At 68.1% G+C, this 24,179-nt stretch carries 25 protein-coding genes; 13 read left to right on the top strand and 12 right to left on the bottom strand.

From position 1 onward, the window contains the following. The first annotated feature begins 60 nt into the window (after window positions 1–60). A complete protein-coding gene (locus AB0J95_RS14340) occupies window positions 61–696 on the top strand; it encodes a TetR/AcrR family transcriptional regulator C-terminal domain-containing protein (RefSeq protein ID WP_364757076.1) in 636 nt (211 codons plus the stop codon). Here the strand turns inward: AB0J95_RS14340 and AB0J95_RS14345 are convergent. Beyond that, on the bottom strand, window positions 679–1,668 hold the full coding sequence (locus AB0J95_RS14345) for a sodium:calcium antiporter (protein ID WP_364757078.1): 990 nt from the start codon (window positions 1,666–1,668) through the stop codon (window positions 679–681). The genes AB0J95_RS14340 and AB0J95_RS14345 overlap by 18 nt on opposite strands. Before the next feature lie 294 nt (window positions 1,669–1,962). On the opposite strand from AB0J95_RS14345, the gene AB0J95_RS14350 reads away from it, so the two are divergent. From AB0J95_RS14350 to AB0J95_RS14370, 5 genes are all read left to right on the top strand, one after another. Then, a complete protein-coding gene (locus AB0J95_RS14350; RefSeq protein WP_364757080.1) occupies window positions 1,963–2,340 on the top strand; it encodes a metalloregulator ArsR/SmtB family transcription factor in 378 nt (125 codons plus the stop codon). A gap of 114 nt (window positions 2,341–2,454) precedes the next feature. Beyond that, window positions 2,455–3,039, top strand: a complete 585-nt coding sequence (locus tag AB0J95_RS14355; protein WP_364757082.1) for a hypothetical protein — start codon at window positions 2,455–2,457, stop codon at window positions 3,037–3,039. A 172-nt stretch (window positions 3,040–3,211) separates the two neighbouring features. Beyond that, entirely contained in the window at window positions 3,212–3,793 is a 582-nt protein-coding gene (locus AB0J95_RS14360) for a DinB family protein (RefSeq protein ID WP_364757083.1), read from the top strand. A gap of 127 nt (window positions 3,794–3,920) precedes the next feature. Beyond that, window positions 3,921–5,807, top strand: coding sequence for a translation factor GTPase family protein (locus AB0J95_RS14365; RefSeq protein ID WP_364757085.1), 1,887 nt, complete (start codon window positions 3,921–3,923; stop codon window positions 5,805–5,807). Next, window positions 5,804–6,985: an MFS transporter gene (locus AB0J95_RS14370; protein ID WP_364757087.1), complete on the top strand. Its 1,182-nt coding sequence runs from the start codon at window positions 5,804–5,806 to the stop codon at window positions 6,983–6,985. The genes AB0J95_RS14365 and AB0J95_RS14370 overlap by 4 nt, the downstream gene beginning before the upstream one ends. Here the strand turns inward: AB0J95_RS14370 and AB0J95_RS14375 are convergent. Together AB0J95_RS14375 and AB0J95_RS14380 are read right to left on the bottom strand one after the other, a co-directional pair. Beyond that, window positions 6,935–8,941 carry a hypothetical protein gene (locus tag AB0J95_RS14375; protein WP_364757089.1) on the bottom strand — a complete coding sequence of 669 codons (2,007 nt, stop codon included), beginning with the start codon at window positions 8,939–8,941 and terminating at the stop codon, window positions 6,935–6,937. The genes AB0J95_RS14370 and AB0J95_RS14375 overlap by 51 nt on opposite strands. A gap of 3 nt (window positions 8,942–8,944) precedes the next feature. Beyond that, a complete protein-coding gene (locus AB0J95_RS14380) occupies window positions 8,945–9,400 on the bottom strand; it encodes an Lrp/AsnC family transcriptional regulator (RefSeq protein WP_364757091.1) in 456 nt (151 codons plus the stop codon). Between the two features lie 92 nt (window positions 9,401–9,492). Here AB0J95_RS14380 and AB0J95_RS14385 point away from each other — a divergent pair, with 92 nt between their 5' ends. Then, window positions 9,493–9,915 carry a rhodanese-like domain-containing protein gene (locus tag AB0J95_RS14385; protein ID WP_364757093.1) on the top strand — a complete coding sequence of 141 codons (423 nt, stop codon included), beginning with the start codon at window positions 9,493–9,495 and terminating at the stop codon, window positions 9,913–9,915. On the opposite strand, the gene AB0J95_RS14390 is transcribed toward AB0J95_RS14385, so the two are convergent. Further along, window positions 9,912–10,313: a hypothetical protein gene (locus tag AB0J95_RS14390; protein WP_364757095.1), complete on the bottom strand. Its 402-nt coding sequence runs from the start codon at window positions 10,311–10,313 to the stop codon at window positions 9,912–9,914. The two genes, AB0J95_RS14385 and AB0J95_RS14390, sit on opposite strands and share 4 nt — an antisense overlap. An 81-nt stretch (window positions 10,314–10,394) precedes the next feature. After that, window positions 10,395–11,426 (bottom strand): hypothetical protein, encoded by a 1,032-nt coding sequence (locus AB0J95_RS14395; RefSeq protein ID WP_364757097.1) that lies wholly within the window; start codon window positions 11,424–11,426, stop codon window positions 10,395–10,397. Window positions 11,427–11,618: 192 nt separating this feature from the next. On the opposite strand from AB0J95_RS14395, the gene AB0J95_RS14400 reads away from it, so the two are divergent. Continuing rightward, window positions 11,619–12,767: a polysaccharide deacetylase gene (locus tag AB0J95_RS14400; protein ID WP_364757099.1), complete on the top strand. Its 1,149-nt coding sequence runs from the start codon at window positions 11,619–11,621 to the stop codon at window positions 12,765–12,767. Here AB0J95_RS14400 and AB0J95_RS14405 read toward each other — a convergent pair. Beyond that, window positions 12,764–13,546, bottom strand: coding sequence for a 2OG-Fe(II) oxygenase family protein (locus tag AB0J95_RS14405; protein ID WP_364757101.1), 783 nt, complete (start codon window positions 13,544–13,546; stop codon window positions 12,764–12,766). The two genes, AB0J95_RS14400 and AB0J95_RS14405, sit on opposite strands and share 4 nt — an antisense overlap. Window positions 13,547–13,636: 90 nt before the next feature. On the opposite strand from AB0J95_RS14405, the gene AB0J95_RS14410 reads away from it, so the two are divergent. From AB0J95_RS14410 to AB0J95_RS14420, 3 genes are read left to right on the top strand one after another with little or no spacing between them, the layout of a single operon-like run. Further along, complete coding sequence (locus AB0J95_RS14410; protein WP_364757200.1) at window positions 13,637–15,082, top strand: hypothetical protein; 1,446 nt, start codon at window positions 13,637–13,639, stop codon at window positions 15,080–15,082. Continuing rightward, the gene (locus AB0J95_RS14415; protein WP_364757103.1) at window positions 15,079–16,113 is read left to right on the top strand and encodes a hypothetical protein; all 1,035 of its coding nucleotides are present in this window, start codon (window positions 15,079–15,081) and stop codon (window positions 16,111–16,113) included. The genes AB0J95_RS14410 and AB0J95_RS14415 overlap by 4 nt, the downstream gene beginning before the upstream one ends. 28 nt (window positions 16,114–16,141) lie before the next feature. Continuing rightward, entirely contained in the window at window positions 16,142–16,738 is a 597-nt protein-coding gene (locus tag AB0J95_RS14420; RefSeq protein WP_364757105.1) for a TetR/AcrR family transcriptional regulator, read from the top strand. Between the two features lie 53 nt (window positions 16,739–16,791). On the opposite strand, the gene AB0J95_RS14425 is transcribed toward AB0J95_RS14420, so the two are convergent. After that, complete coding sequence (locus AB0J95_RS14425; RefSeq protein WP_364757106.1) at window positions 16,792–17,439, bottom strand: hypothetical protein; 648 nt, start codon at window positions 17,437–17,439, stop codon at window positions 16,792–16,794. After that, window positions 17,385–18,413 carry a helix-turn-helix transcriptional regulator gene (locus tag AB0J95_RS14430; protein ID WP_364757108.1) on the bottom strand — a complete coding sequence of 343 codons (1,029 nt, stop codon included), beginning with the start codon at window positions 18,411–18,413 and terminating at the stop codon, window positions 17,385–17,387. Before AB0J95_RS14430 ends, AB0J95_RS14425 begins: the two co-directional genes overlap by 55 nt. Before the next feature lie 229 nt (window positions 18,414–18,642). On the opposite strand from AB0J95_RS14430, the gene AB0J95_RS14435 reads away from it, so the two are divergent. Continuing rightward, window positions 18,643–20,664: a phosphocholine-specific phospholipase C gene (locus AB0J95_RS14435; RefSeq protein ID WP_364757110.1), complete on the top strand. Its 2,022-nt coding sequence runs from the start codon at window positions 18,643–18,645 to the stop codon at window positions 20,662–20,664. Window positions 20,665–20,708: 44 nt separating this feature from the next. Here AB0J95_RS14435 and AB0J95_RS14440 read toward each other — a convergent pair whose 3' ends face one another. Genes AB0J95_RS14440 through AB0J95_RS14450 form a run of 3 tightly spaced genes read right to left on the bottom strand, consistent with a single transcriptional unit; the run spans window position 20,709 to window position 22,443 of the window. Next, window positions 20,709–20,852 (bottom strand): hypothetical protein, encoded by a 144-nt coding sequence (locus AB0J95_RS14440; RefSeq protein ID WP_364757112.1) that lies wholly within the window; start codon window positions 20,850–20,852, stop codon window positions 20,709–20,711. A gap of 2 nt (window positions 20,853–20,854) precedes the next feature. Beyond that, a complete protein-coding gene (locus AB0J95_RS14445; RefSeq protein WP_364757113.1) occupies window positions 20,855–22,186 on the bottom strand; it encodes a serine hydrolase domain-containing protein in 1,332 nt (443 codons plus the stop codon). Beyond that, a complete protein-coding gene (locus AB0J95_RS14450; RefSeq protein ID WP_364757115.1) occupies window positions 22,183–22,443 on the bottom strand; it encodes a hypothetical protein in 261 nt (86 codons plus the stop codon). The genes AB0J95_RS14445 and AB0J95_RS14450 overlap by 4 nt, the downstream gene beginning before the upstream one ends. Before the next feature lie 175 nt (window positions 22,444–22,618). On the opposite strand from AB0J95_RS14450, the gene AB0J95_RS14455 reads away from it, so the two are divergent. Further along, window positions 22,619–23,530, top strand: a complete 912-nt coding sequence (locus AB0J95_RS14455; RefSeq protein WP_364757117.1) for a helix-turn-helix domain-containing protein — start codon at window positions 22,619–22,621, stop codon at window positions 23,528–23,530. Here the strand turns inward: AB0J95_RS14455 and AB0J95_RS14460 are convergent. Beyond that, window positions 23,514–24,176 (bottom strand): hypothetical protein, encoded by a 663-nt coding sequence (locus tag AB0J95_RS14460; protein ID WP_364757118.1) that lies wholly within the window; start codon window positions 24,174–24,176, stop codon window positions 23,514–23,516. The two genes, AB0J95_RS14455 and AB0J95_RS14460, sit on opposite strands and share 17 nt — an antisense overlap. Window positions 24,177–24,179 lie beyond the last annotated feature (3 nt).

The following is a 24,179-nucleotide window of genomic DNA, read 5'->3' on the forward strand; positions in this document are numbered from 1 at the left end:
CGCCATTAAGCTAGCTTTAATGCTGTTAAGCTGTCAACCCGGAAGGGAAGGTGATCTTGGGTGGCCCTGGATCGGGAGAGCGTCGTGCGCACCGGGCTGGCCGTGCTCAACGACGTCGGCCTGGACGCGCTCACCCTGCGCAAGATCGCCTCGGAGCTCAACGTCCAGCCGCCCGCGCTGTACTGGCACTTCAAGAGCAAGCAGGACCTGATCGACGAGATGGCCACCACGCTGATGCGCGACGGGATGATCGACATCCCGCCGGACACCGGGTGGCGTGAGCTGGCGTCGCTGTACGGCAACGGCCTGCGCCAGATGCTGCTGCGATACCGCGACGGCGCCAAGATGTTCGCCGGCACGCTGCTGCGCGACCCGGCCGTCTACCAGCAGCAGGAAGCGGCGTTCCGGATCTTCACAACTGACGGGTTCTCCGTGGCCGACGCGGCCACCGCGCTCAACACCGTGTACTGCTACACGATCGGGTTCCTCATCGAGGAGCAGGCGGTCTACCCGCACCCCGGCGAACGCAGCCCGGACTACGACATCGCCAAGCGCACCGAGCGGATGGCCGACCTGGACGTGCCGCTGTCTGCAGAGGCGGGCAAGACGCTGTTCGACGACTACGACGCCCGCTACCAGCGGGGTTTGGACGCGATCCTGGTCGGGATCGCGTCCTGGCTACGCGTTGCCGAGTGACGGAACCAACGCGATCGCGAACACCCCGTAGAAGATCGCGGCGATCGACAGCCGCGACACCGTCAACCGGCCCGACCGCAGCGTCACCAGCAGGTACAGCACCGCCACCAGGGTCACCGCACCCGCAGTGAGCAATGCGTTGTCGAACCGCCATGGCGTGAACAGCAGGCCGAGTCCACTGGGGACGGTCGCCTGGATCATCATCGAGCCGGAGATGTTGGCCAGCGCCAGCTTGGTCTTGCCTTGGCGGACCCAGATCACCGCGTTCATGATCTCCGGCAGCTCGGTCGCGATCGGCGCCAGCAGCAGCGCGGTCACCGCGGCGGGCAGGCCGATCATCGGGCCGACGATGTCCAGCTGCTTCACGAACAACTGCGAGGCGGCGAAGATCACCGCCAGCGCGCCGAGGGTCTGCACCAGCACGGCCCAGGTCTGGGGTTGTCGCTTGTTCTTCTGGAGTTTGAGGGGGTGCAGTTCGCCTTCGTCGTGGTCGTCGTCCTGCCGCATCTCGCGCCAGAAGTAGACGCCGTAGACGAGGAAGAACAGGATGCCCAGCCACGGCTTGATCGAGAACGCCACCACACCCAGGGCGACCTTGACCACGAACACCGCGGCGAACCAGGTCTGGTCGGTGGCGAGCTTGTTCAGGTCACCCCAGTCCTCGGTGGCACCGCGCTTGCGGGCCAGCAGACTCCAGCCGATCACGCCGTACGCCACCGTGGCCAGCGCCAGCGGTCCGCCCATCGCCGCGCCCACCCCGATGTCGCGCTGTTCGGGGGTGGTGCCGAAGACCACGGCCACGAACGTCACGACGCTTTCCGGCAGCGCGGTGCCGATGGCCGCCAGCACCGTGCCGACCGCCACCGTGCCGACCTTCATCCGCCGGCCCAGCCACTCCACGGCGTTGACGAACCACTCGCACGCCAGGTAGATGGCGAGCGCGCAGCCGATCAGCAGCACAAAATGGATCACAAGGTCCTCCCGCACCGCGGGACGGGGACCTCCGGGAAAAACGGCGACCTCGACCCACGGCGCCGTGTTTCTCGCACGTCGTCTGTGGGCCGAAGGTCTCGCCCGCCTCCTGCACGTGAGGCCGCCGGGCCGGGCGCGAGGCGCCAGTATGTCGACCGCGGCGTTGTGGGCTACTCCCCTTCAGCGCCCCCAACCATGCCCGATCATGGTGCGATTGTCAATTAGTTGCGCAAGTGTCGAAGTGAACGTCACATGCGGCAGTTCCGCTCCTGGTCAGGGAGAATCCAACGCGCCATGAGCGAACCCACCTCCGCCGACGAGCCCACCCGGCCACAACTGCAGTCGGCCGCCGCCACCTTCGCCCTGCTAGCCGCACCGACACGCCTGCACGTGGTGTGGCTGCTGGCTCGCCACGAGTACGACGTCGGCACCCTCGCGGACCGCATCGGCACCACCGTCGCCGCCGTCAGCCAGCACCTCGCCAAACTCCGCCTCGCCGGTCTCGTGGCCGCGCGCCGCGACGGCCGCCGCCAGATCTACGCCGTCGAAGACCCCCACGTCCTCACCCTCGTCGAGCAGATCTTCGAACACATCGCCCCCGACGGCACCCTCGCCCCCGACCCACCCACACCCCGCCATCCCACGCGCCCCGAACTGCCCGATCCGGACTGATCAGTTTTGTGTGGGTTTTGATTTGACGGGCGTACTTCATGTGACGATCACCAGTTCATGTCATCATGTTCCATGACCGGACGGCCCGCCTTCAGCCCAAGGAGGGGGAGCAATTTGTCCAACACCACCGAACCGGACCCCACTCAGGGGCCGTTGGCCGAGTTCGCCGCGCTCCGCGCAGAAATAGAGCGCAGATCCAACCATCAACACAACTTGATCGCATTGCAAATAACATCGGCAGGCACTCTGTTCGCCTTCGCGATGTCGTCAGGCGGGAGAAGTGCCCTGCTTCTCATTCTCCCGGTAACGTCCTACATGCTGACTGCTCGATACATCTCCTACTACTACGGAATAAGGCTGGTCGCCGACTACATCAGCCTGGTCCTGAGTCCCCGCGTCGGCGGATCGTTGGGATGGGAGGACTGGCGGCAGGAAAACCTGCACCGCCATTACGATCGAGCGCTGACAATGGTCAACCCGCTCTATATCGTCTTCCCCGGCACGGCTCTGCTGGCTCTCCTGACAACGCTGTGGTTCGCGCTTGGGAGTGACGGCCGATCGTTTGGCTGGTTCGGCGCAATTGGGTTCGGTGGAGCATGGCTTCTTGGTGGCACTCTGTCGGGTCTGTCACTGAGGCTGATCCTGCAAATAACCAAGCAGTACAGGACGGTCAATCGTACGGCGGCCGTGATCATTTGACCTGCAGCGAATGTTGCCCAATCAAGTCGCTGTAGGGCTTGTCTGGCATGCAACTCTGCCGCCTCGGCTTCGTCGGGTCGATCCCAACTCGGAGTACGTGGACGGGGATGCCCGGGCCGTTCGAATGGTTAATGCTTTGCCGGTTGCCGGGTGGTCCGCGCAGGATGGCGGTATGGCTACGACCCGCCGAGCCGACATGTTCACCGAGGACGGCAAGCCGTCCGCCGACGATCCGCGTGAGCACAGGTCCAGGCTGGGAGACGAGCGCAGCACGTTGGCCGAGTCCCTGCGCTGTCTCCGTCTCACCCTGGAGCTGAAGTGCGCGGGGCTGGACGCGGAGGGGATGGCACGGCGGGCGGTGGAGCCGTCGACGATGTCGTTGCTGGGGTTGGTGCGGCATCTCGCGGAGATCGAGCGGGCGACGTTCCGGGTGTTGATGGCGGGTGAGGATGCGCCGAAGTTGTTCTGTTCCGCGGCCGATCGGGATGGGGACTTCAACGGTGCGGTGGCCGATCCGGAGGTGGTCGCGCAGGCGTGGGAGGCGTGGCGTGTGGAGGTGGAGTTCGCGACGAGGTTCGTGGCCGAGGCGCCCAGTCTGGACATCACCGCCGAGGACCCGCTGAACCAGCACGGCAGTGGCGGTGGGGCGATGTCCCTGCGCGAGGCCCTGATCGGGATGATCGAGGAGTACGCCCGCCACATGGGGCACGTCGACCTGCTGCGCGAGCGGATCGATGGGCGGATAGGTCAGTAAATAGGTTGCCGGGCGCACAGCGGTTTGGTCTGCTGTGGAGGTCCGTCTTTGGCCTGGGGAGTGGTAATGCGACTCGCTGTCATGTCCGACCAGCACCCAACCCGTCTCGTGGCCGAGGACATGACTTTTGCCGACTTCACTCAATCTTGGGATTCTCGCGCACGTCGACGCCGGTAAGACCTCGCTGACCGAGCGGCTGCTGCATGCCGCAGGGGTCATCGACGAGGTCGGGAGCGTTGATGATGGCAGCACCCAGACCGACACGCTGGCGCTTGAGCGGCGCCGCGGCATCACGATCAAGTCCGCAGTGGTGTCATTCGCCATCGATGGGCTCACCGTCAACCTGATCGACACGCCCGGTCACCCGGATTTCATCGCCGAGGTGGAACGGGTGCTCAGCGTGCTCGACGGCGCCATCCTGGTGGTGTCGGCGGTGGAGGGTGTGCAGGCGCAGACGCGTGTGTTGATGCGGACGTTGCGGCGGTTGGGTATCCCGACGCTGATCTTCATCAACAAGGTCGACCGGCGCGGCGCCGACCCTGTGCGTGTGCAAGGCGACCTGGCGGACAAGCTGGGCCTGACGCTCGTCGCCGCACACGCGCCGGAGCTGGAGGTGCTGGCCGAGCACAACGACCACTTCCTCGGCGCGTATGTCGAAGGGCGCCGCGTGCCGCACCTGACGCTCAAGCAGGAGCTGGCCCGGCAGACCGAGAAAGCGTTGGTGCACCCGGTGTTCACCGGCTCGGCCAGCACGGGCGCGGGGGTTGCGGCGCTGATCACCGGGATCAAACAGCTGCTCCCGGCGGCGCGCGGGTGGGACGACGACCCGGTGGACGGCACGGTGTTCAAGGTCGAGCGGGGCCCGGCGGGCGAGAAGATCGCGTACGTCAGGATGCGCTCGGGCACCCTGCGCACCCGCGAACGGCTCACCTTCGGGAAAGTCACCGCCATCAACGTGTTCGCCGACGGCACCGACACCCGCACCGACGAGGTCGCCGCGGGCCAGATCGCGAAGGTGTGGGGCCTCAACGACGTCCGGGTCGGCGACACCCTGGGCGACGCGCAGACCAAGGACGAGCACTTCTTCGCACCGCCCACCCTGGAAACCGTTGTCACGCCGGTAAATCAACGCCAGCGCGGCGCCCTCAACAGCGCACTGACCCAGCTGGCCGAGCAGGACCCGCTGATCAACCTGCGGCACATCAACCAGGACATCGCGGTGTCGCTGTACGGGGAGGTGCAGAAGGAGGTCATCCAGGCCACCCTCGCCGACGACTACGGCATCGACGTGACCTTCCACGAGACCACGACCATCCACATCGAACGTCCACACGGGACAGGAGCGGCGTTCGAGCTGATCGCCAAGGACCCCAACCCGTTCCTCGCCACAGTCGGTCTGCGCATCGACCCGGCCCCGGTCGGGACCGGCGTCCGGTACCAGCTGGAAGTGGAGCTCGGATCGATGCCGTACGCGTTCATGAGGGCAGTCGAGGACACCGTGTACGAGACGCTGCACCAAGGTCTGCACGGCTGGCAGGTCACCGACTGTGTGGTCACCATGACGCACTCCGGCTACTGGGCGCGGCAGAGCCACAGCCACGGCACGTTCGACAAGAGCATGTCCAGCACCGCGGGCGACTTCCGCAACCTGACCCCGCTCGTGCTGATGGATGCCCTGCGCCAAGCGGGAACCACGGTCTACGAACCCATGCACCAGTTCACCCTGACGCTGCCGACCGACACGCTCAGCGCGGTCCTGCCCGTGCTGTCCCGGCTGCGCGCCATCCCACGCACCCGCACGACCAACGTCCTGGAAGGAACCGTCCCGGCCGCGCACGTGCACGAACTCGAACGCCTGCTGCCCGGCCTGACCAGCGGCGAAGCCGAATGGGACAGCTCCTTCTCGCACTACGGCCCGGTCACCGGCGCCGTGCCGGACCGGCCACGAACCGACCACAACCCGTTGAACCGCAAGGACTACCTGCTCAACGTCAGCCGGCGGGTGGGCGCATGACCCAGCACGTGTCCCGGAAGATGACCCTGCTGCTCGCGCTCACCTGCGGGGCGGCGGTCGGCAACATCTACTTCCCGCAGGCGATCAGCCCCCTGGTCGCCTACAGCCTCGGCGTCACGCCCAGCGCGGCAGCCCTCGTGGTCACCGCCGCTCAACTCGGTTACGCGGCAGGGATCTTCCTGCTCGTGCCACTGGGCGACCGGCTCCCCCACCGCCCGCTGATCGTCACCCTGCTCGGCCTCACCGGGCTGGGCCTGGTCGCGGCCAGCACGGCGTCGACGCTGCCGCACCTCGTCGGCGCCGGAATCTTCGTCGGGATCACCACCGTCATCGCCCCGATCCTCGGACCGATGGCGGCGGGCCTCGTCGCGGAGGACCGGCGCGGCGAGGTGACCGGGCTGCTGCTGAGCGGGTCGATCGGCGGGATGCTGCTGTCCCGCGCGTTCGGCGGCAGCCTCGGCGAATGGCTCGGCTGGCGCGCGCCTTACCTGCTGTCCGCGGTGATCGCCCTGATCCTGGCCGCGGTACTCGCGTTCACCTTGCCGCACACCACACCCGCCACCAGGCAGCCCTACCCGGCGCTGCTCAAGCAGACGATCATGCTCCTGCGCACCGAGCCGGACCTGCGCCGCTCGGCGTTCAACCAGGCGACGATCTTCGCTGGGTTCTCCGCCGTGTGGACCGGAGCCGCGCTGCTGCTCACCGGTCCGACCTACCACCTCGGCGCGCACGCCGTGGGAATCCTGGCGTTCGTCAACGCGGGCACGATGATCGCGGCCCCGGTGGCCGGGCGCCAGGCCGACCGTCGCGGCCCGGACGTGGTCAACCGCGTGTGTTTCGTCGCCGTCATCGCCAGCGCCCTCGTGCTCGCCCTCGGCGCGCTGGGCGGCACATGGGGCCTGGTCGCGCTGGCGATCGGCACGCTCATGCTCGACATCGCCATGCAGTCCGACATGGTCGCCAACCAAGTCCGGATCTACGTCCTGCGCCCGGAAATCCGCAGCCGCCTCAACACCGCCTACATGACCTGCGCGTTCCTTGGCGGCAGCATCGGCTCCTGGCTCGGCGCCCAAGCGCACACCCTGTTCGGCTGGACCGGCGTGTGCGCTGTGGTGGTCGTGCTGGCGCTACTGCCCCTCGCCGCCGCGCGTAAGCAGTTCGCCCAGAGCACGGCGTAGCCGCTCGTCCGCGCCGATGTCCGAGTTGTACACGTCGAGGTACTCGGCCACGCGGGTGACCGTGTGGCGGCGGATGGAATCGGCTTCGGCGCGGACGATGGCTGGGTCGATGGTCGTGCCCATCTCGACGAGCGTCTCGGCCACGGCGAGGCGGCGGGATGGCAACGGCCACAGCCGGGTCAACGTGCCGAGGTCGATCTCGCCGGTGATCCGCCAGATCGCGGTCACGGCGCTCAGGTGCAGCCACCCGTACTCGTCCGGCCGCTCCAGCAACGCCCGGAGCGCCGGCAGGCTCGAGGCTGCGGCGGGGCCGAGGTCGCCCAGGCTGTCGGCGCCTTCGCGGGCAACGAAGTTGTTGCCTGCCAACATGTCCGCGAACACCGGCAGCACCGGCTCCGGGTCTTCGGTCAACCGCCACAACGCCCACGCCGCCGCACCGGCCAGTTTCTCGTCCGACAGCAGCCCGCGCACCAGCGGGACCGCCTCGGCGGCGCCGATCCGGCCCAGTGTCCGCAAAAGACCCTCGGTCGGCGCGACCGCGAGCAGGTCGGGGACGGAATCGGCGGCGTCCGGGCCGATCTGGCCGAGCGCCTCGATCAAGGACGCCGTGGTCGGCTTGATCAACGGCAGCAGTTCGAGGGCGTTGCGCCCCAACGAGGTCACGAGGTTGCCGATGTGCTCGGGCACCAGCTTCTGCTCCAGCAACCAGCCCACCATCGGCACCGCTCGCGCGTCACCCAGGTGCGCCAGCGTGCTCAGCGCCGCGCTCACCTGCTGCCACATCTGCGGCTCGGCGGTGAGCCACGCGGCCGGGCCGGCGTCGGGCCGGCGGCGCGCGAACCGGGGCGCGGCCGCGAGCGACTCGGCGAGTGCGTCGGCGGCCGGCGCGGCCAGCGGGCCGATCGACAGCAGGGTGTCCGCGGCAAGGTCGTACACGGGCGAACGCGGGTCGCCCAGCAGGTCACCGACCGCAGCCGCCAGTTCGCCGTAGTCGCCGCGCCAGCCGTTGACCAGGTCCTTCACGGCACGCAACGAGTCGTACCGGCGAACCCAGTCGTCCGACCGCAGCTGCTGGAGCAGGAACTCGGTGCGCACGTCGACCAGGTCGCCGAACGCCCAGCTCACCTCGCGGATCACGCCGTCCATGTGTGGCGCCGGGCGCCACGAGACCGTGTCGTGCCGCATCTCCCGCAGCTGCCCCACCAGCGTCTCGGTCTGGAAGCCGGCTTTCTCCGGCGGCGCGACCTCCTGCGCGTACGCGGCCGTCAGGCACTCGGACAGGCTCGGCAGCGCGTCCACCGGCAACGGGTCCGGTCCACATCGGACATACTCGGTCCACGCCGCCAGCCCCACCCGGGGATGGGGCGAGGACAACGACATCAAGCCCATCCGCACGGCGCCGACGTTCACCCCGCGTGTGCCGAACCGGCCCAACGCCCGCAGCCACGCCACCTGCACATCCGCGTCGGACTCGCCCGGTAGCCGCGCCAGCACCGCGTCCACGACCGGACCGGCGTCCCGCCGGACCGCGAGCAGTGCCTTCCCGAGCGCGCCGCGAACCTCAGGATCCTTGTCGTTCAACAACTCCAGGTACACCGGCGCGCCGGCGGCGACGTCCAGCCGAGCACGGTCGTACCGCGCGGCGACCTCCGGGTCGCTGGCGGGCGTCCAGTCGTCGTTCTCGGCGTTCGCGTAACTGGCCAGCAGCTCGAGAATGGCGCCGCGACCGGGAACCCCAGGCTGGGCGGCGGCCTCCAGCAGGAACGGGATGGTGGCGATCGTGCACTCGTAGATGTCGCCCTGGTGGTGCACGGCCCCGTACATGCCGTCCAGCGCGACCTCACGCTCGGACGCGTCGCTCGACACCAGGTCGCGCAGCATCTCCGGCACGTCGTCGGCCGAGCCGTAGGCGTGCTTCATGCCCGGCCAGTCGATGTCGTCCAATCCCGCGAACACGTGCTAGTCCCCCATCAGCTGTAGGTCCCTGCGTGGCAACGGGCTCGAGTAGACCACACTGGTGGTGACCGGGCCGAGGCCGCTGATCCGGCCGGTGATCGTCTCCAGGTGCCGCATCGACCGCGCCAGCACCTTGAGCACGAAGCAGTCCTCGCCGGTGGTGTGGTGCGCCTCGACGATCTCCGGCGTCGTATCGACCAACGCGTGGAACGGCTTGTAGTTCCCGTTCGGGTAGCGCAGCCGGACCAGTGCCATGATCGAGTAGCCAAGCCGGTCGGCGTCCACCACCGCGGTGTACCCACGGATGATCCCGGCCTGCTCCAGCCGCCGGACCCGCTCGGTCACCGCACTGGGTGACATCGAGACGGCCTTGGCCAGTTCGGCGTAGCTCATCCGGCCATCCCGCTGGAGCTGCTCCAGGATGCGCCAGTCGGTCCCGTCCGGGAATTCATCGGCCATCCGTTAGAAGTACCGGGGAAATCCCGGCCGCGCAAGCTTGACGCCGGTGATGTTGAGTTCCGTTGACGCCCGCCGCGCCATACGGTTTTCGCATGTCAGAAGCCATCCAGTTCTTCGCCGACCGCCTGCGGTTCCAGACCGACCCGTCCGACGTGTACGCCGCCCAACAGGCCGGTACCCCGTTCGTCATCGTCGACTCCCGCGGCGAACCCGGCTGGCGCCAAGGCCACATCCCCGGCGCCCTCCACCTCCCCACCACCGACATCCCGGCCCGCGCGGCCGACCTGATCGACCCGGCCACGCCCGTCATCACCTACTGCTGGGGCAACGGCTGCAATGGCGCTACTCGGGCCGCGCTGGCGTTCGCGCACCTGGGGTACGAGGTCAAGGAGATGATCGGCGGCATCGAGTACTGGACCAGGGAAGGCTTCCCCGTCGAGACCGCCGTCGGCACCACCTCGCAGCCGATCGACCCCTTGACCGCCCCGCTCACCACCATCACCTGCGACTGCTAACTGCCTGCCGGGGGCGGACCGCGGAAATCGATCGTGAAGGGTTCGCACACCTTCCAGCCGCTCTCCTTGACCAGAGTGAACCGCCGCGGCAACTGGGTCATGCGGTTGGTGACGAACACTTCCGCGTGGTCACCGTCGATCCGCTCGTTGGTGAGGTCGAACTCGCCGTCGGCGAACCCTTGCAAGGCCTCGGCCTTACCGCCGTCGAGCTCGCGGACCAGTTTGTCGCACGACACCTGCTTGACCGTGGCCACATCGCCTTGGCTGGCCGCATTGACCCATTCCCCTGCGACATCGGTAGGCGTACTGGAGCCAACCAGCAACAGCACTGTCACCACCACGGCTGCGACAACGGCGACCGCCCCGCCAGCGATCCATAACGCATTTTTGCGACTCATCCAAGCGTCCCCTCCTCCAGGTGCGGGCAGCATGCCAGGTTCGCCCGCACCAGCACCGGGAGTTGGTTCAGTTCGCTGTTGTCAGCTGATCTGGGTGAGTTGGGTGGCGGTGCCGCATTCGCAGGCGAAGGCGTGGGAGGTACCGCCGACACCGCCGAAGTGGCCGATGTCGATCTGGCCGACGAAGAACATCGGCTGGCCGCAGCAGCCGGGCCAGTCGGGGTACTGCCGCCAGGACGGCCTGCCGCCCAGGCGGCCGGCGTCGCGGGAGCGGGAGCGCAACCGGGTCTGTGGGTCGTAGCGGTGGCTGGGCCGCAGCCCTACGTCCGTGAGGGGATCGGGGGTGCCTTCGTCGTAGCCGGGGCAGCGTTCGTCGCGCTCCTCGTCGAAGACGATCTTGTCGGTGTCGCGTTTCCAGCCGCGGTAGCCGAGGATCTCCTCGTCGGCCTCGCAGTCCGAGCAGAAGCTCATGAAGAACGGGAAGGTGCCCTTCAGCGGACTGTCCAGCAGCGACAGGTCGACCTCGAGGACCACCGACAACGGCAATGCGCAGCCGACACCTCTCGGGTCGGCGAGGATGTCCGCTGCTTCGATGTCGGTCCGCAGGCCTGGGGTCGGCTCGTAGCGGTCGGCAATGATCTGGGGTGTGCGGGTGAAGCGCCGTACTGCGGACCCGGTGGGTGGCACTGCGAGGCCGTTGTTCTCGCAGATCCACCGGACCACTTGGCGCTCGCGGCCCAGGTCGCCGAGATGGGTTAGGGCGCGGTCGGTGTCGGCGCCGATCAGCAGGTAGACCCGCGCGAACGGCGGGGTGCAGGTGGTCGGCATGTAGGGCTCGGTTGGCGGGGCGGCCGCGATCCGGGCAGCGAGGTCGTCAACGGACGCATCGGACGCGCCGAGCGTGGCCCACCAGTAGTCCGGCCAGCCCCGGCTGGTCAGCTGCCCGAGCGCCGCGTCGTCGAACAGCGCCACGTGATCCGCCCACGGCCGCAGCGACTCCGGCTCCCATTCGGCCATGGCCCGCAGGTCGTAGTTGCCCTCGCCGTTCCCCGCCAGGATGAACCGCGCGTAGGACCGGCGCTGCACGGGTGTCGCGTCAAATACGTACTCCACGTCACCGCCCGTGGTGCCGATCGCTCGGTCATACCAGCTTTCGGTGGGATGCGGGAGAAATCTGTCAGCCGGATTCACCCGATAGTTGTACAGGAGGCCCCCAGATATGCGTCCCGTGCGTCCACAGTGAACCTCGACCCCCTCCCGTACGTCCTTCTCAGCACAGGTTGACCGAGGTGGGAGGGGCGGGCCATGGGGAGGAAGGCACGGGTCCTGGGGCCGGTGGTGGCGTTGGTCGTCGCTGTGGTCGCCGTGATCGTGATGCAGGTTCGCCAACCCACCACAGTGGCCGGCAGCCCGACCGGCACCACGCCGAACACGCCCTCGCCCGCGGCGGCGCTCCCGCCCAACACCGACCCGGTACCGAGCAGCACCCCCGACTGGATGCACCCGTTGAAGCCGGGCGAGAAACCGCCGCAGTTCGTGCTGTTCTCCTTTGACGGCGCCGGATCGCACGAGCACTGGCAGCGGATGCTGGACATCAGCCAGAAGTCGAACGCCACCTTCAGCGGGTTCCTCACCGGCATCTACCTGCTGCCGGGCGACCAACGCGGTCAGTACACCGGACCGGGGCACGCGCCCGGCGCCTCCTCGGTCGGGTTCGGTGGGTCGCAACAGGAAGTGCGCACCCGCATCGACGACCTGAACACCGCGCTGGACCGCGGAATGGAGATCGGCACCCACTACAACGGCCACTTTTGCCGAGGCGCGGAGCCCAGCGTCGGCCGGTGGGACGCCAACGGCTGGCGGCAGGAGCTGACCGAGTTCTTCACCTTCTTCGACCAGGCCACCAAACAAGGCCTGCGGGTCGACCCGTCCAGTGTGAAAGGCGGCCGGACACCGTGCCTTGAGGGCCGGTTCGACGTGCTGTTCCCGGTCCTGGCCGAGCGTGGGATGACCTACGACTCCAGCAAAGTCTCCGACGGCCTGGCCTGGCCGCGGCAGGAAGACGGCGGGATCTGGGAGTTCCGGATGCCGATCGTGCGGGTCCCGGCGCTGAACCGGAAAGTCATCATGATGGACTACAACCTCTGGTTCTCGCTCAACCAAGCCAAAGAAGACGCCTCCCGGCGTGCCGAGTTCACCGAGATCACGCTGAACACCTACCGCGCCGCCTACAACGCCGCCCTGCAAGGCAACCGAGCGCCCATGGTGATCGGCAATCACTTCAACGACTGGGCCGGCGGCGCCTTCGCCTCGGCCGTCGAGAAGTTCATGCCCGAGGTGTGCACCAAGCCCGAGACGGTCTGCACGACCTACTCGCAGGTGATCAAGTGGATGCGGATGCAGCCCGCCGAGGTGCTCGCCGCGTTGCAGAAGCAGCCCAACGCGCAGTCCTAAAGTGGCGGCAGGCCGTACTTTTCCGGGTTGCGCCGGACCTGATCGGCGATGTCGACGCCCGCGTTGTGTTCATTGTGGACGAACGGGACGATCGGCGCGCCGACGTCCGGGTTGACGAAGTACATGATCGAGATGCGGCGGTCCAGCCGGTGGTTGCGGACCTGGTGGTACACCGGGTCGACCGCGCCGCCAGTCATCGCGGTCAGCACGCTACCGGCCATGACGAGCACCTCGTCCTTCTCGGTCCGCGGTGCCGAGATGCGTTGTCCATCAACGATTTCCAGGCCGGGGCCGTCCGCGGTGAGCAAGGTGATCAGATGGCCGTCCTCGTGACAGTCCTGCAGCAGGTCTCGGGTCTCGTCGGTGGAACGGTAGTTGTTGATCTGGATGTGTGAGGATTTCCGGAAACTCAGGGTGTTCTCGGCGCCGAAGTGGGCGGCTACCGTGTCCAGCACCAGTTGCGCCGCGTCGCTCACCTGGTCCCAGTAGGCGCGCAGTGCGCCGAGGAAGTCGCCGATCAGCTCCCGGTGCGGCACCAGCGCGGGATCATCCGACCAGTACGTGAAGACCTCGTTGAGGTCGGGGCGATCCGGCGTGCTGCCGTACTCGTGGCCCTGCGCCCGGTATCCGAAGTTCCAGTCGGCGGTGCTGTGCCGGAGTTTGGCGTCGATCGACCGGTCGAAGAACGCGCGTGCCTGCTGGAAAAGCCGGTCCTGCCCGGGAAGTTCGAGCACGGTCAGGCCACGAGCGGCCAGGTCCGCCCAGATCAGGTCCCCCATGATCACCCATCCTAGCGTCCTTGACACGCGTTCACGCCATTCATACATTCAGTGTCACTTTGTATGATTGACGGGTGGGAGGCGGTCCGGATGGGGCTCGGCAGGAGTGCCGTTGTGCTGGGCGGGAGTGCCGCGGGTCTGTGCGCCGCGGGGGCGCTTGCCCCGCACTTCGACCAGGTGCTGGTGCTGGAACGCGATGAGCTTCCCGCCGAGGCCGAGCACCGGCGGGGCGTCCCGCAGAGCAAGCACCCGCACTTCCTGCTGAACTCCGGCCGACGCGCGATCGGCAAGTTGTTCCCGGGGTTCGAGGAGGACCTGATCGCCGCGGGCGGGCTGCATCTGATGCCGTCGCTGGACGCCGCCTACCTCGATGGTGATGGCTGGGCCGCCCGCAAACGCAGCTCGATGACCATGATCTACAGCTCGCGGATCCTCATCGAACGCGTGCTGCGGGACAAGGTCCGCGAACTGCCCAACGTCGTCATCCGGGAAGGCGTCACGGTCACCGGCCTGACCGTCCGCAATGGACAGATCACCGGGGTCGACTTCGCTGCCGAGCACGTCGACGCCGACTTCGTGGTGGACGCGATGGGCCGTGGTTCGTCGGTCGGCACGTGGCTGGTGGCGGCGGGCTGGCCCGAACCCGAGGTGCGGACCCTCGACGCCAAGGTCACCTACACCTCACGCTGGTACGCCCTGCCCACCGAGCGTCCCGCCTCCTGGTGGTGGCAGCACCTGGTGATCATGCCGACCCTCGACAAGCGCGAACACCCCGCCGAGCACGAGTTCCTGGTCAACTTCTTCCCGATCGAGGGCAACCGCGTCATCGCCTGCATGGGCTCGTGGGGGATCGACATGCCCCGCACCAGCGACACGTTCGTCGAGTCCGCCCGCCGGGTGCGCACGCCGTTGTTCGCCGCGGCGATGGACGAGTGCGCCGCCACCTCGGAAGTGCACCTGACCCGCTCGACCGGCAACAAGTGGCGCCGCTACGACCGGTGGGCGCGGCCGCCGCAGGGGCTGGCGTTCGTCGGCGACTCGATCTGCGCGTTCAATCCCTTCTACGCGCAGGGAATCAGTTCCGCGGCCGGTTCGGCGTTGCTGCTGCGCGAGCACCTCGCCCGGACCGGTCGGCTCGACGCGGGTTTCTCGGCCCGCTTCCTTGCGGCGCAACGCAAACTGCTGGACGTGCCGTGGCGGCTGGCGATGGCGCGTGACCAGGGCTACGCGTGCGCGGAGGGTACCGAGACGCTACCGGAGTGGCGGCGGCGGATCGTGGCGGCCATGTCCGGTCCGGCGTTCAGCCTCATCGTCGGCGCCGCACGGGAGTACGAGGTGGTCGACGAGCACTTCAGCAAAGTGTTCAACATGGACGAATCGCTGGGGCAGATGATGCGCAACCCCAAGGTGATCGCCGGTCTTGTGCGGTTCGGCATCCGGGCCGCCCTTGGGCGACGGCGGGTTCCGTACGGGTTCGACCCACAGACCGAACCGCCCGCGACCGACTACTCACCGACCCCCGCGGCTGCGCGATGAGCGCGGTCTGCGGGCCGGCCGCGGAGGCCGTCACCCGCGATCTCGGCTTCGACTGTCACGACGTGTCCCCCGTGATCTCGCTCCGGTTCCCTTGGCAGCTCGCGAACTGGACGATGCCGGTGCTCGAGGTGCTCATCATCGGCGGCGCGGTTTTCGCTCTGCTGCACGCGATCCGCCGGTACCGGGCGGGTGATCCGGTCAACCTGGCGCTGTGGTGGACCTCGCTGGTGTACCTCTTCGTGACCGAGCCGCCGCTGTACTTCCCGGAGTGGTTCGGGCTGGACAAGCTGTACGGGTTCATCTTCGCCCACAACCAGTTCACCGTGCAGTTCATGTGGGACCGGCTGCCGCTCTACATCGTCGCGTTCTACCCGGTGATCAGTCAGCTCGCCTACGAGCTGGTGCGGACGCTCGGGATCTTCCGGCGGGGCGCGCTGGTCGGTGCGGTGGCCGTGGCCTTTGCCTGCCAGGTGTTCTACGAGGTGTTCGACCACATCGGCCCGCAGCTGAAGTGGTGGGCCTGGAACATGGACAACTACCTGGTCAACCATCCCGCGCTGGACTCAGTGCCGATGAACAGCATGCTGTTGTTCGCGTCGGTGTCGATGGGCGCGATGACCTACCTGGTGGTGCGGCTCGCGCGGCGTGGACGGTCGTTCGTGCCGCGCGTTCTGGTGGCCGGTGTGCTCACGCCGCCGTCGATGGCGATCGCGGGGATCCCGTCGAGCCTGTTCGACGGCAACATCACCGCGCAGGCGTGGGTTCTCGGCGTCGAGCTGGCGCTGCTGTGGGTGGGTGGCGCGTGGATCGTCTGGTCGCAGCGCGAGCCCGGTGAGCCTTTGTCGGCGTTCGTGCGGTTCTATCCGGTCATTTATCTGGGTGTGATGGCGGTGTTCTGGATCAGTGCGCTGCCGTCGTACTCCAGCGCGGATCACGGCAGCGGACCTTACGCGCTCGCCTGCTTCGTCGGCGCCGGTCTGCTGCTGTACCGCATGCAACTCGCCCGCCGCACCGCGCCTGCCGCCGTTTGACCCGTCCTCATCAGGGAAGATAGCTCGCATGGGGCACCACGGCTGGCAGGGCAACCCGCCCGGCACGGAGGACGAGGCCCGGCGGCGGATCGTCGAGGCGGCCACGGCGTGCATCGACCGGTTCGGGCTGGCCAAGACCAGCCTGTCCGACGTCGCCGCCGAGGCGGGCGTAACGCGGCAGACCGTCTACCGGTACTTCCCGAGCCTGCCCGACATCCTGCGCGCGGTCGCCTTGGCCGGTGTCGAGGAGTTCGTGGTGCGGATGGAACGGCATCTGGCCACGTTCGGCAGCGCCGAGGAGGCCGCCGTCGAGTCCGTGGTGTTCGCCGTCCGGACCGTCCCCACCGAGCCCTACCTCGGCCTGCTCCTCCAGGCGGGCGAGGCCGACTTCTTCACCGCCGAGGTCACCTCTCCCCTCGCGTTCGCCCTCGGCGCCCGGATCCTGCGCAACCTCCCCATCGACTGGCCCGCGGCCGGCATCACCACCGACGACGACCTGCACGGCCTCGCCGAGATCCTGATGCGCCTGTTCCTCTCCTTCATGCAGTACCCCTCCACCCCTCCGCTCACCGACGACCGCCTCAGAGCCCTGGTCCGCCGCTGGATCGGCCCATCCCTCCGTTAGCGGAGATCGGCATGAGGGGCGGGGTGTTCCCTTCCGCAGCCTGGGAAACGCCCTTACGAGGCGGACTCGATCAGCACCGGTTCCTCCGTCACGGTGATGGTGTCGCCGGGGCTGATCGGGTCCGCGGTGCCGTCGAGGTGGCGGACGGCGGAGGTATGGGGACCGGCGGTGGTGACGGCGGATCCGGTGTCGGTCCACTGGATCGCGGCGTCGTAGGTGCGGCCGGGTTCGGTGATGGTGAACTCGCACGTCCAGACGTTGGGTGGGAGGTTGATGGCGGTGCCGTGGCCACAGGAGCGGCTTTGGGCGTGAGCGAGCCAGCGTTGGACCTGTTCGACGGCGAGGGCGGCGTCGGTCGGCACACCGCCGACCGCCTGCAGCACGATCGGGATCTTCGTGCCGCCCCAGTTGTAGAAGTACATCCGCTCGAGGTTGACCTTGCGCGCGTAGATGCCGACGAGGAAGAACCGCACCGCGTAGTCGCGGGCGCGGGTGGCGTCCAGCGGCGCCTGCAACGCGATCGAGTAGGTGGTGCCGGTGTTCCACAGCCGAGGGTGGATCCCGGCCTCGTGCATGACGTTGTCGATCTCGGTGGTCAGCTGCAGCATCGTCTCCGGCGGATCGGACGCGCTCTTCTGGAACAGCTTCACCCCGGCCACATCGCAGTACGCGTACCCGCCCAGCTCGGCGAACCGCTGCAAGAACGAGACACCCTCGGGCCCCACAGCTGACCCATGCCGGGACAGACCACGGTTGCCTTGGGGTCGATCGACCGGATCAGCGCACTGGCCCGGCGGGTCATCTCGACCAGGTTCTCCACGCTGCCCGCGTAGAACCGCCGGTCGTTGGCCAGCACCCACAACTCGTAGGCCTCGATCCGGCCCCGGTAACGCTCGACGAGGGTACGGACGAACAGGTCCCAGTCGGCCAGGTTGTCCGGCGGCGCGGCGGTCCCGTCGGGATAGGGCCCGGCCGGTCCGGTCGGGCTCGCCCACCGCGGGGTGCCGCCGAACACGAACAACGGCGGAACGCCCAGCCGTTCGGCGCCGCTCACCTGCCGCTCCAGCGCCGACCAGTCGAACTCGCCGGGCTGCCGCTGAACCTCCGACCAGCGCGTGCCACTGTCCCAGAACCGCACCGCGCCGACCTTGAACGCGGGCATGGCCCCGCTGCCGCTGTTGATCGTCACCCCGAACAACGTGCTCGGCACCGGCGCGGGCGGCAGCAACCACGCCGGGCCCGAGATCCGCTGTTGTCCAGGCGCGGGACTCACACCCGAGCCGCTGTCGCCTGAGGCCGCAGCCATGATCAAGATCGCCGCCAGCGCCACCGCGCCCAGCACCTGCAGACGCCGACCGCTGCGGGCCGGAACGGGCGCGGGCGGGACCGGCTCGGCCTCGGCGACGACCGGGGCACTGGTGGGCTCATCGGATGTCGTGGCGCACAGCCACAATCGGTGCAGCTGAACGAGATCCTGCCGGTCGGCGCCGCACACCAGCGCGATGCGTTCCAGCACCCCGAACTCCTTCGGCACGCTGGACCCGGTGCAGTACCGGTGCACGGTGGACCTGCTGAGGTTGGTGCGGCGCGCGATGCTCTCGTAACTGCGGCCGCTGCCGACCTTCAACCGTTCCAGCAGATCACCAAGGTCCCTTGAGCCGGAACCGCCTGCCATGAGTACCCCGCACATTCGATCAACCGGCCACCCGGGCCGCCGCCGGGTCTATCGACGGCCGGGCACCGGCCGTCACAGCTGTAGACGATCATGGCGCGTCCGCATAACGGCCACGCTGGTCGTTCACCGTGGATTCGCCGGGAATTGCTGCAAACGGACCAAGCCGTTCTCGAACAACGGCCGATACTGGCCAGGCCCCTCGTCCCCGGCACCGGTAGGCGGAGTTTCCATGGCAGAGGTCAATCGCAGGCGTTTCCTCCAGCTGGGCGGCAGCACGGCTGCCATATCGATGCTGTCCACCAGCATCGCCCGCGCGGCGGAGATACCCGCGGACCGGCGAACCGGGACGCTGCGGGACATCGAGCACATCGTGGTCCTCATGCAGGAGAACCGGTCGTTCGACCACTACTTCGGCACGTTGCGAGGGGTGCGCGGGTTCGGCGACCCGCGGCCGGTCACGCTGCCCAGCGGCAAGCCCGTGTGGAACCAGGCGGATGCCAACGGCCGGGAGATCCTGCCGTTCCGGCCGGACGCGGACAACCTCGGCCTGAAGTTCATCCAGGACCTGCCGCACGGCTGGAACGACACACACGCCGCCTGGAACCAGGGCAAGTACGACAAATGGGTACCCGCCAAGGGATCCACCACCATGGCGTACCTGACCCGCGCGGACATCCCGTTCCACTACGCGCTGGCCGACGCGTTCACGATCTGCGACTCCTACCACTGCTCGTTCATGGGCTCGACCGACCCGAACCGGTACTACATGTGGACCGGGTACACCGGCAACGACGGCAAGGGCGGCGGACCGGTCCTGGGCAACGACGAACGCGGCTACTCCTGGACGACCTACCCGGAGCGGCTGGAGAAGGCCGGGGTGTCGTGGAAGATCTACCAGGACGTCGGCGACGGCCTGGACGCGAACGGCGGCTGGGGCTGGATCGAGGACGCCTACCGCGGCAACTACGGCGACAACTCGTTGCTGTACTTCGACAACTATCGCAACGCCAAGCCCGGCGACCCGCTGTACGACAAGGCGCGCACCGGCACCAACGCCAAGCAGGGCCAGGGGTTGTTCGACATCCTCGCCGCCGATGTGAAGGCGGGCCGGCTGCCCAAGGTGTCCTGGGTGGTGGCGCCGGAAGCGTTCACCGAGCACCCGAACTGGCCGGTCAACTACGGCGCCTGGTACATCGCCCAGGTCCTGGACGCGCTCACCGCCGACCCCAAGGTGTGGAGCAAGACCGCGCTGCTGATCACCTACGACGAGAACGACGGGTTCTTCGACCACATCGTCCCGCCCTACCCGGCCCAGGGCGCGTCCACCGTGGACACCACCGGTGAGGTCTACGCGGGCGACGCCTCGCGCCCGGCCGGCCCCTACGGTCTGGGCCAGCGGGTGCCGATGCTCGTGGTCTCGCCGTGGAGCAAGGGCGGCTGGGTCAACTCCGAGGTGTTCGACCACACCTCGATCATCCGGTTCATCGAGCGCCGGTTCGGCGTGGCCGAGCCGAACATCTCGCCGTGGCGGCGGGCCGTGTGCGGCGACCTCACCTCGGCGTTCGACTTCACCGGCGCCGACACCCACGTGCCCCACCTGCCCGACACCGCCGGGTACGAGCCGCCGGACCGCGTCCGGCACCCGGACTACGTGCCCGCCGTGCCGGCCAACCCGAGGCTGCCCAAGCAGGAACGCGGTCTGCGTCCGGCCCGGCCGTTGCCCTACAACCCGGCCGCGGACGCTCAGGTCGCCAAGGACCGGCTGAAGCTCACGTTCGCCAGCAACGGCCCGGCGGCGACCTCGTTCTACGTCACCTCGAGGTCCAACCCGAACGGGCCGTGGACGTACACCGCGGGCGGCGGCCGGATCCTGTCCGCCGGACTGGCCACCGGCTCGACACCCTACGACTTCACCGCCCACGGGCCGAACGGTTTCCTGCGTCAGTTCAAGGGAACCGGCGCCGGGCCCGAGGTCGCCGCCACCCACGACGCCAACGAGGTCCGGCTCGTGCTGACCAACCCGACCTCGGCCACCGTCCGGCTGACCATCGCGAACGCCTACGACCGCCACCGCCCGGACACCCGCGTCCTGCGGCCCGGCGACCGCGTGGTCGCGACCGTGAACTGCCGCGGCAGCAACAACTGGTACGACATCACGGTGACCAGCGACCGGCACGCCCAGTTCCTGCGCCGTCTGGCCGGGCACGTGGAGAACGGCTGCGCGAGCACGAGCGACCCGGCCATCGGGTGACCCGATCGGGCCGTGTTCCGGGACGTCCCGGAACACGGCCTGGGTCAGCAAAGGCCTTGCGGGAACTGGTTGATCGCCCTGGCGGACACCACCGGGTCCCGCAACATCCACCAGTGGCCGAGCCCGTCGAGCACCGCCAGCTGAGCGCCCGCTCGCCCAGCCGCGCGGCGGCGGGTCCGACTGTCCACAGTCAACCCAGCCGTGGGTTCACCCGGCAGTTGGTGTGCAGGTATCGCGCGTGGCCGTCGGCGAACTCGTAGATCGCGACGGTCTGGGTGTCCTCCAGCGCATCCGCGGGTGGCATCAGGAAATGCGACTCGCTCACCGGGAGCAGTTCGTATTTCATCCGGTCGGGTTTCTGGAGGAACTCGGCATGCATCGGGTCGATCGCCAATGTCAGGTGCAGCTTTCCGCCGTCGGCCGTGACCTCGTACCGGGCACCGGGGCGGCCGTAGACGCCTTCGTACCTCGACAGGTCGAGCTTCAGCGTCGGGTCGGGTGCGGGCAGCTCCGGGATTCCGTACTCGGCGAACACCTTGCGGGCAAAGCCTTCCCGCGGTCCGCCGTTGGTCAGCACCACGATCGCCGTGTCCTCGTCCGGGAGGATACGCAGTCGCGCGTTCTGGCCGATCGTGCTGCCGTCGCTGGCGTACACCGTTTCGCCGTTCCAGTCGCACACGATCAGGCCCAGCGCCCACTGTGGCCCGAACATGTACGGGTCCGGGATGGGCACCCGCGAAGTCATCATTTCGCCGACGCTGCCCGCGCTGACGATCTGCTTGCCGTTCGGCGCCATGCCTTCGTTGAGCAGAACGTGGGCCATGGTCAGGACTTCGCTTGTGGTCGAAGTGATGCCGCCGCCGGGGCCGAACGCTCGGGGCAGGTAGTCCACCGGGGTGATGATCGGGCCTTCGTCCAGCGACCGGATCAGATGCCCTGTGGCGGCGCGGGTTTCGTCCACCTGTTCGCGCCAGGTGCTCGTGCTGGACAGTCCCATGGGGTCGAAGAGGCGGTTCCGCATGATGTCGTCCCAGCGGCTGCCGTCCTGGACCTCCAGGATCCGCGCCAGAATCGCGTACCCCAGCGCCGCACTGTAGCCGTGGGTGTGGCCGAGTGGGAACACCTGGGGTGCGTCGGCGATGTTCTCGACCATGCGCTGGTAGACGTCGGCGCCTTCGCCGGGGTCGCCGTGGGCCTCCTCGATTCCGTTGGTGTGGTTCAGCAATTGGCGTGGGGTGACGTTGGCGGTCGTCTCAGGATCGGCTACCCGGAAGCCGGGCAGGTAGGTCCGGACGGGTTCGTCCAGGTCGACTTTTCCTTCGTCCACCAGTTGCATGAACGCCAGCGCGGTCCAGGTCTTGGTCATCGAGCCGCATTGGTAGATGGTGTCGGTGGTCGCGGGTTGTCGCGTTCCCACGTTCGTGACGCCGACCGCGTATTCGGTGATCTGTCCTTTGTGGAGTACACCGATCGCGGCGCTGGGAATTCCGTACTCGGCGAGCAGTTCGGCGATCCGGGTCATCGCGGGAGACCCACCGCGTTTGCGGCGTCCGCTTCGAAGTACTCCGTTGTCGCGTAAGCACCCGCGTGTGCCTCGAAGAACTCGCGGACGTCGTCGACGGAGTCGTGGACGATGACGTTCACCGCCTTCGCCCCACCCTTGCTCGCGACCGCCAGCTTCCAGGTGGCGTCCTTGGGGAGCTTGCCATGCGCCTTCTTCAGGCCGCTCCAGAACTTGCCTTCGTCCGACACGGTCGACACGACCAGCACGTGCATCATGGTTCCTCCCTTTCCAGATGAACGAAAGCTACGTTGCGTTTCATAACACGTCAACGCCGTTGGGATCAGAAATGGCTGTGTGACAGCAATCGTTGCAACAGAATTGTGAGTGAATGCAACTCGCTGTTTTTGGTCGTTGCACTGTAGTGTGCGTGAACGCAAAGGAGGTGTGCCGATGCCGGGTGGCAGGCTGACCCATGGGGACCGCACGCAGATCGCGGTGTGGCTCGCCGAGGGGCTCGGGTACGCCGAGATCGGCCGGCGCCTGGGCCGTCCGACGTCCACGATCAGCCGCGAGGTCGCCCGCAACAGCGCGGGCGCGTACCTGGCCGACGCCGCTCAACAAGCCGCCGGTCATCGCGCCCGCCGCCGTAAGCCCGCCCGGCCTGCCGCTGATGGGCAACCCGCCGAAGCGGACTTCGTGGACCGGTTCGCTGGGTTGCTCGCCGCGACGGGCATGCCGCGGATGACCTCCCGGGTGTTCGTCTGCCTGCTGACCGCCGACACCAGCGGTCTCACCTCCGCCGACCTCGTGCGGGCGCTGCAGGTCAGCCCGGCGTCGGTCTCCAAGTCCATCGGCTACCTCGAGGACATGGAGTTGGTTGTGCGCCACCAGGATCCGGGCCGGCGGCGCGAGCGGTACCTGATCGACGATGACGTCTGGCTCCGCGCGTGGCAGGCCGACACCGGCGCCCATGGCCAGCTCGCGACCGCCGCACACGAGGGCATCGAGATCTTCGGCGCCGCCACCGCCGCCGGTGCCCGCCTGAGGCGGATGGGCCAGTTCTTCGCACGCCTCAGCGAACAGATGAGCGGCAGCACCCTCGCCGAACCCATCGTCTACGACGCATTGACCGTAATCGCGGCACTTGTGCACGTCAGTCGACCGTGCACTGTGGACAGACTGGCCACCGCGCTCGAATGGCCCAACGAGCGGGTAACCGCCGCCCTGGACGCGATCCAGTGCAAACCAGCTCTCGCCGACCCCCTTGCCCTGCACCCCACCGCCCCCGGCACCTACACCCTCATCGCGCGACCGGATCGCCTGAGCCCCGCCCAACGGAACGCGCTCACACCGCCCCGGTAGTGCGTGCCAGATCAACGTCGTCGGGGATGCGGATGGCGATCTCGCCGCCCAGTTCCGCGCCCCCGGTCAGGTCGAGGTTGTCGCCGCTCCAGAACCGTCCTGCGTCGTACCAGTTCGGGCGGCGCCCAGGCGGCAGCAGCCCCATGCCGGCGTACGTGGTCGCCACGATCTCCGCACAGAAGGCGGATTCCAGGTTGACGTCCCGCTTTCTCGGGGATGGCAGTCGTCCGGCCAGCCATCGGGTCGCCAGCCGGCTGGTCGAGGGGAACGGGGTGCCGTCCAGCCGGGCGATGGTCCGCAGGACGGCGTCTTCCATGTCCTTGGTCACGGGTTTGGTGAGCTGACGCAGCCACGCCTGCTGACGATATTTCGTGGCCCACACGAGCACGGCTCTGCGCAGGTCGTGCAGTTGGGCTCCGCGTTGATGGGTGCCCGTCCACATGTCCGGCAGGGACTTACCGAGCTCCGCGTGCCACATGAGCGGTGGCATGTCCTCGATCACCACGGCCATGCCGACGTGGTTGACCGGGCTGTTGGTCACGACCCGGATGGTCCGGTCCGCGGCGGTGTGCCCGCGGAACAGCCACACGTCGCCGGTACGGGTGATGCTTACGGCTTCGTCGAGATCCATCTGGGCGGCCGGCACGGT

The sequence above is a fragment of the Actinocrispum sp. NPDC049592 genome (assembly GCF_040675465.1).
Classification (GTDB): domain Bacteria; phylum Actinomycetota; class Actinomycetes; order Mycobacteriales; family Pseudonocardiaceae; genus Kibdelosporangium.

Coding starts and splice junctions, on each gene's coding strand:
- AB0J95_RS14350 (WP_364757080.1), top strand. CDS start 1,963: ATGAGCGAACCCACCTCCGCCGACGAGCCCACCCGGCCACAACTGCAG.
- AB0J95_RS14360 (WP_364757083.1), top strand. CDS start 3,212: ATGGCTACGACCCGCCGAGCCGACATGTTCACCGAGGACGGCAAGCCG.
- AB0J95_RS14370 (WP_364757087.1), top strand. CDS start 5,804: ATGACCCAGCACGTGTCCCGGAAGATGACCCTGCTGCTCGCGCTCACC.
- AB0J95_RS14380 (WP_364757091.1), bottom strand. CDS start 9,400: ATGGCCGATGAATTCCCGGACGGGACCGACTGGCGCATCCTGGAGCAG.
- AB0J95_RS14385 (WP_364757093.1), top strand. CDS start 9,493: ATGTCAGAAGCCATCCAGTTCTTCGCCGACCGCCTGCGGTTCCAGACC.
- AB0J95_RS14390 (WP_364757095.1), bottom strand. CDS start 10,313: ATGAGTCGCAAAAATGCGTTATGGATCGCTGGCGGGGCGGTCGCCGTT.
- AB0J95_RS14400 (WP_364757099.1), top strand. CDS start 11,619: ATGGGGAGGAAGGCACGGGTCCTGGGGCCGGTGGTGGCGTTGGTCGTC.
- AB0J95_RS14405 (WP_364757101.1), bottom strand. CDS start 13,546: ATGGGGGACCTGATCTGGGCGGACCTGGCCGCTCGTGGCCTGACCGTG.
- AB0J95_RS14410 (WP_364757200.1), top strand. CDS start 13,637: ATGGGGCTCGGCAGGAGTGCCGTTGTGCTGGGCGGGAGTGCCGCGGGT.
- AB0J95_RS14415 (WP_364757103.1), top strand. CDS start 15,079: ATGAGCGCGGTCTGCGGGCCGGCCGCGGAGGCCGTCACCCGCGATCTC.
- AB0J95_RS14420 (WP_364757105.1), top strand. CDS start 16,142: ATGGGGCACCACGGCTGGCAGGGCAACCCGCCCGGCACGGAGGACGAG.
- AB0J95_RS14430 (WP_364757108.1), bottom strand. CDS start 18,413: ATGGCAGGCGGTTCCGGCTCAAGGGACCTTGGTGATCTGCTGGAACGG.
- AB0J95_RS14435 (WP_364757110.1), top strand. CDS start 18,643: ATGGCAGAGGTCAATCGCAGGCGTTTCCTCCAGCTGGGCGGCAGCACG.
- AB0J95_RS14445 (WP_364757113.1), bottom strand. CDS start 22,186: ATGACCCGGATCGCCGAACTGCTCGCCGAGTACGGAATTCCCAGCGCC.
- AB0J95_RS14450 (WP_364757115.1), bottom strand. CDS start 22,443: ATGATGCACGTGCTGGTCGTGTCGACCGTGTCGGACGAAGGCAAGTTC.
- AB0J95_RS14455 (WP_364757117.1), top strand. CDS start 22,619: ATGCCGGGTGGCAGGCTGACCCATGGGGACCGCACGCAGATCGCGGTG.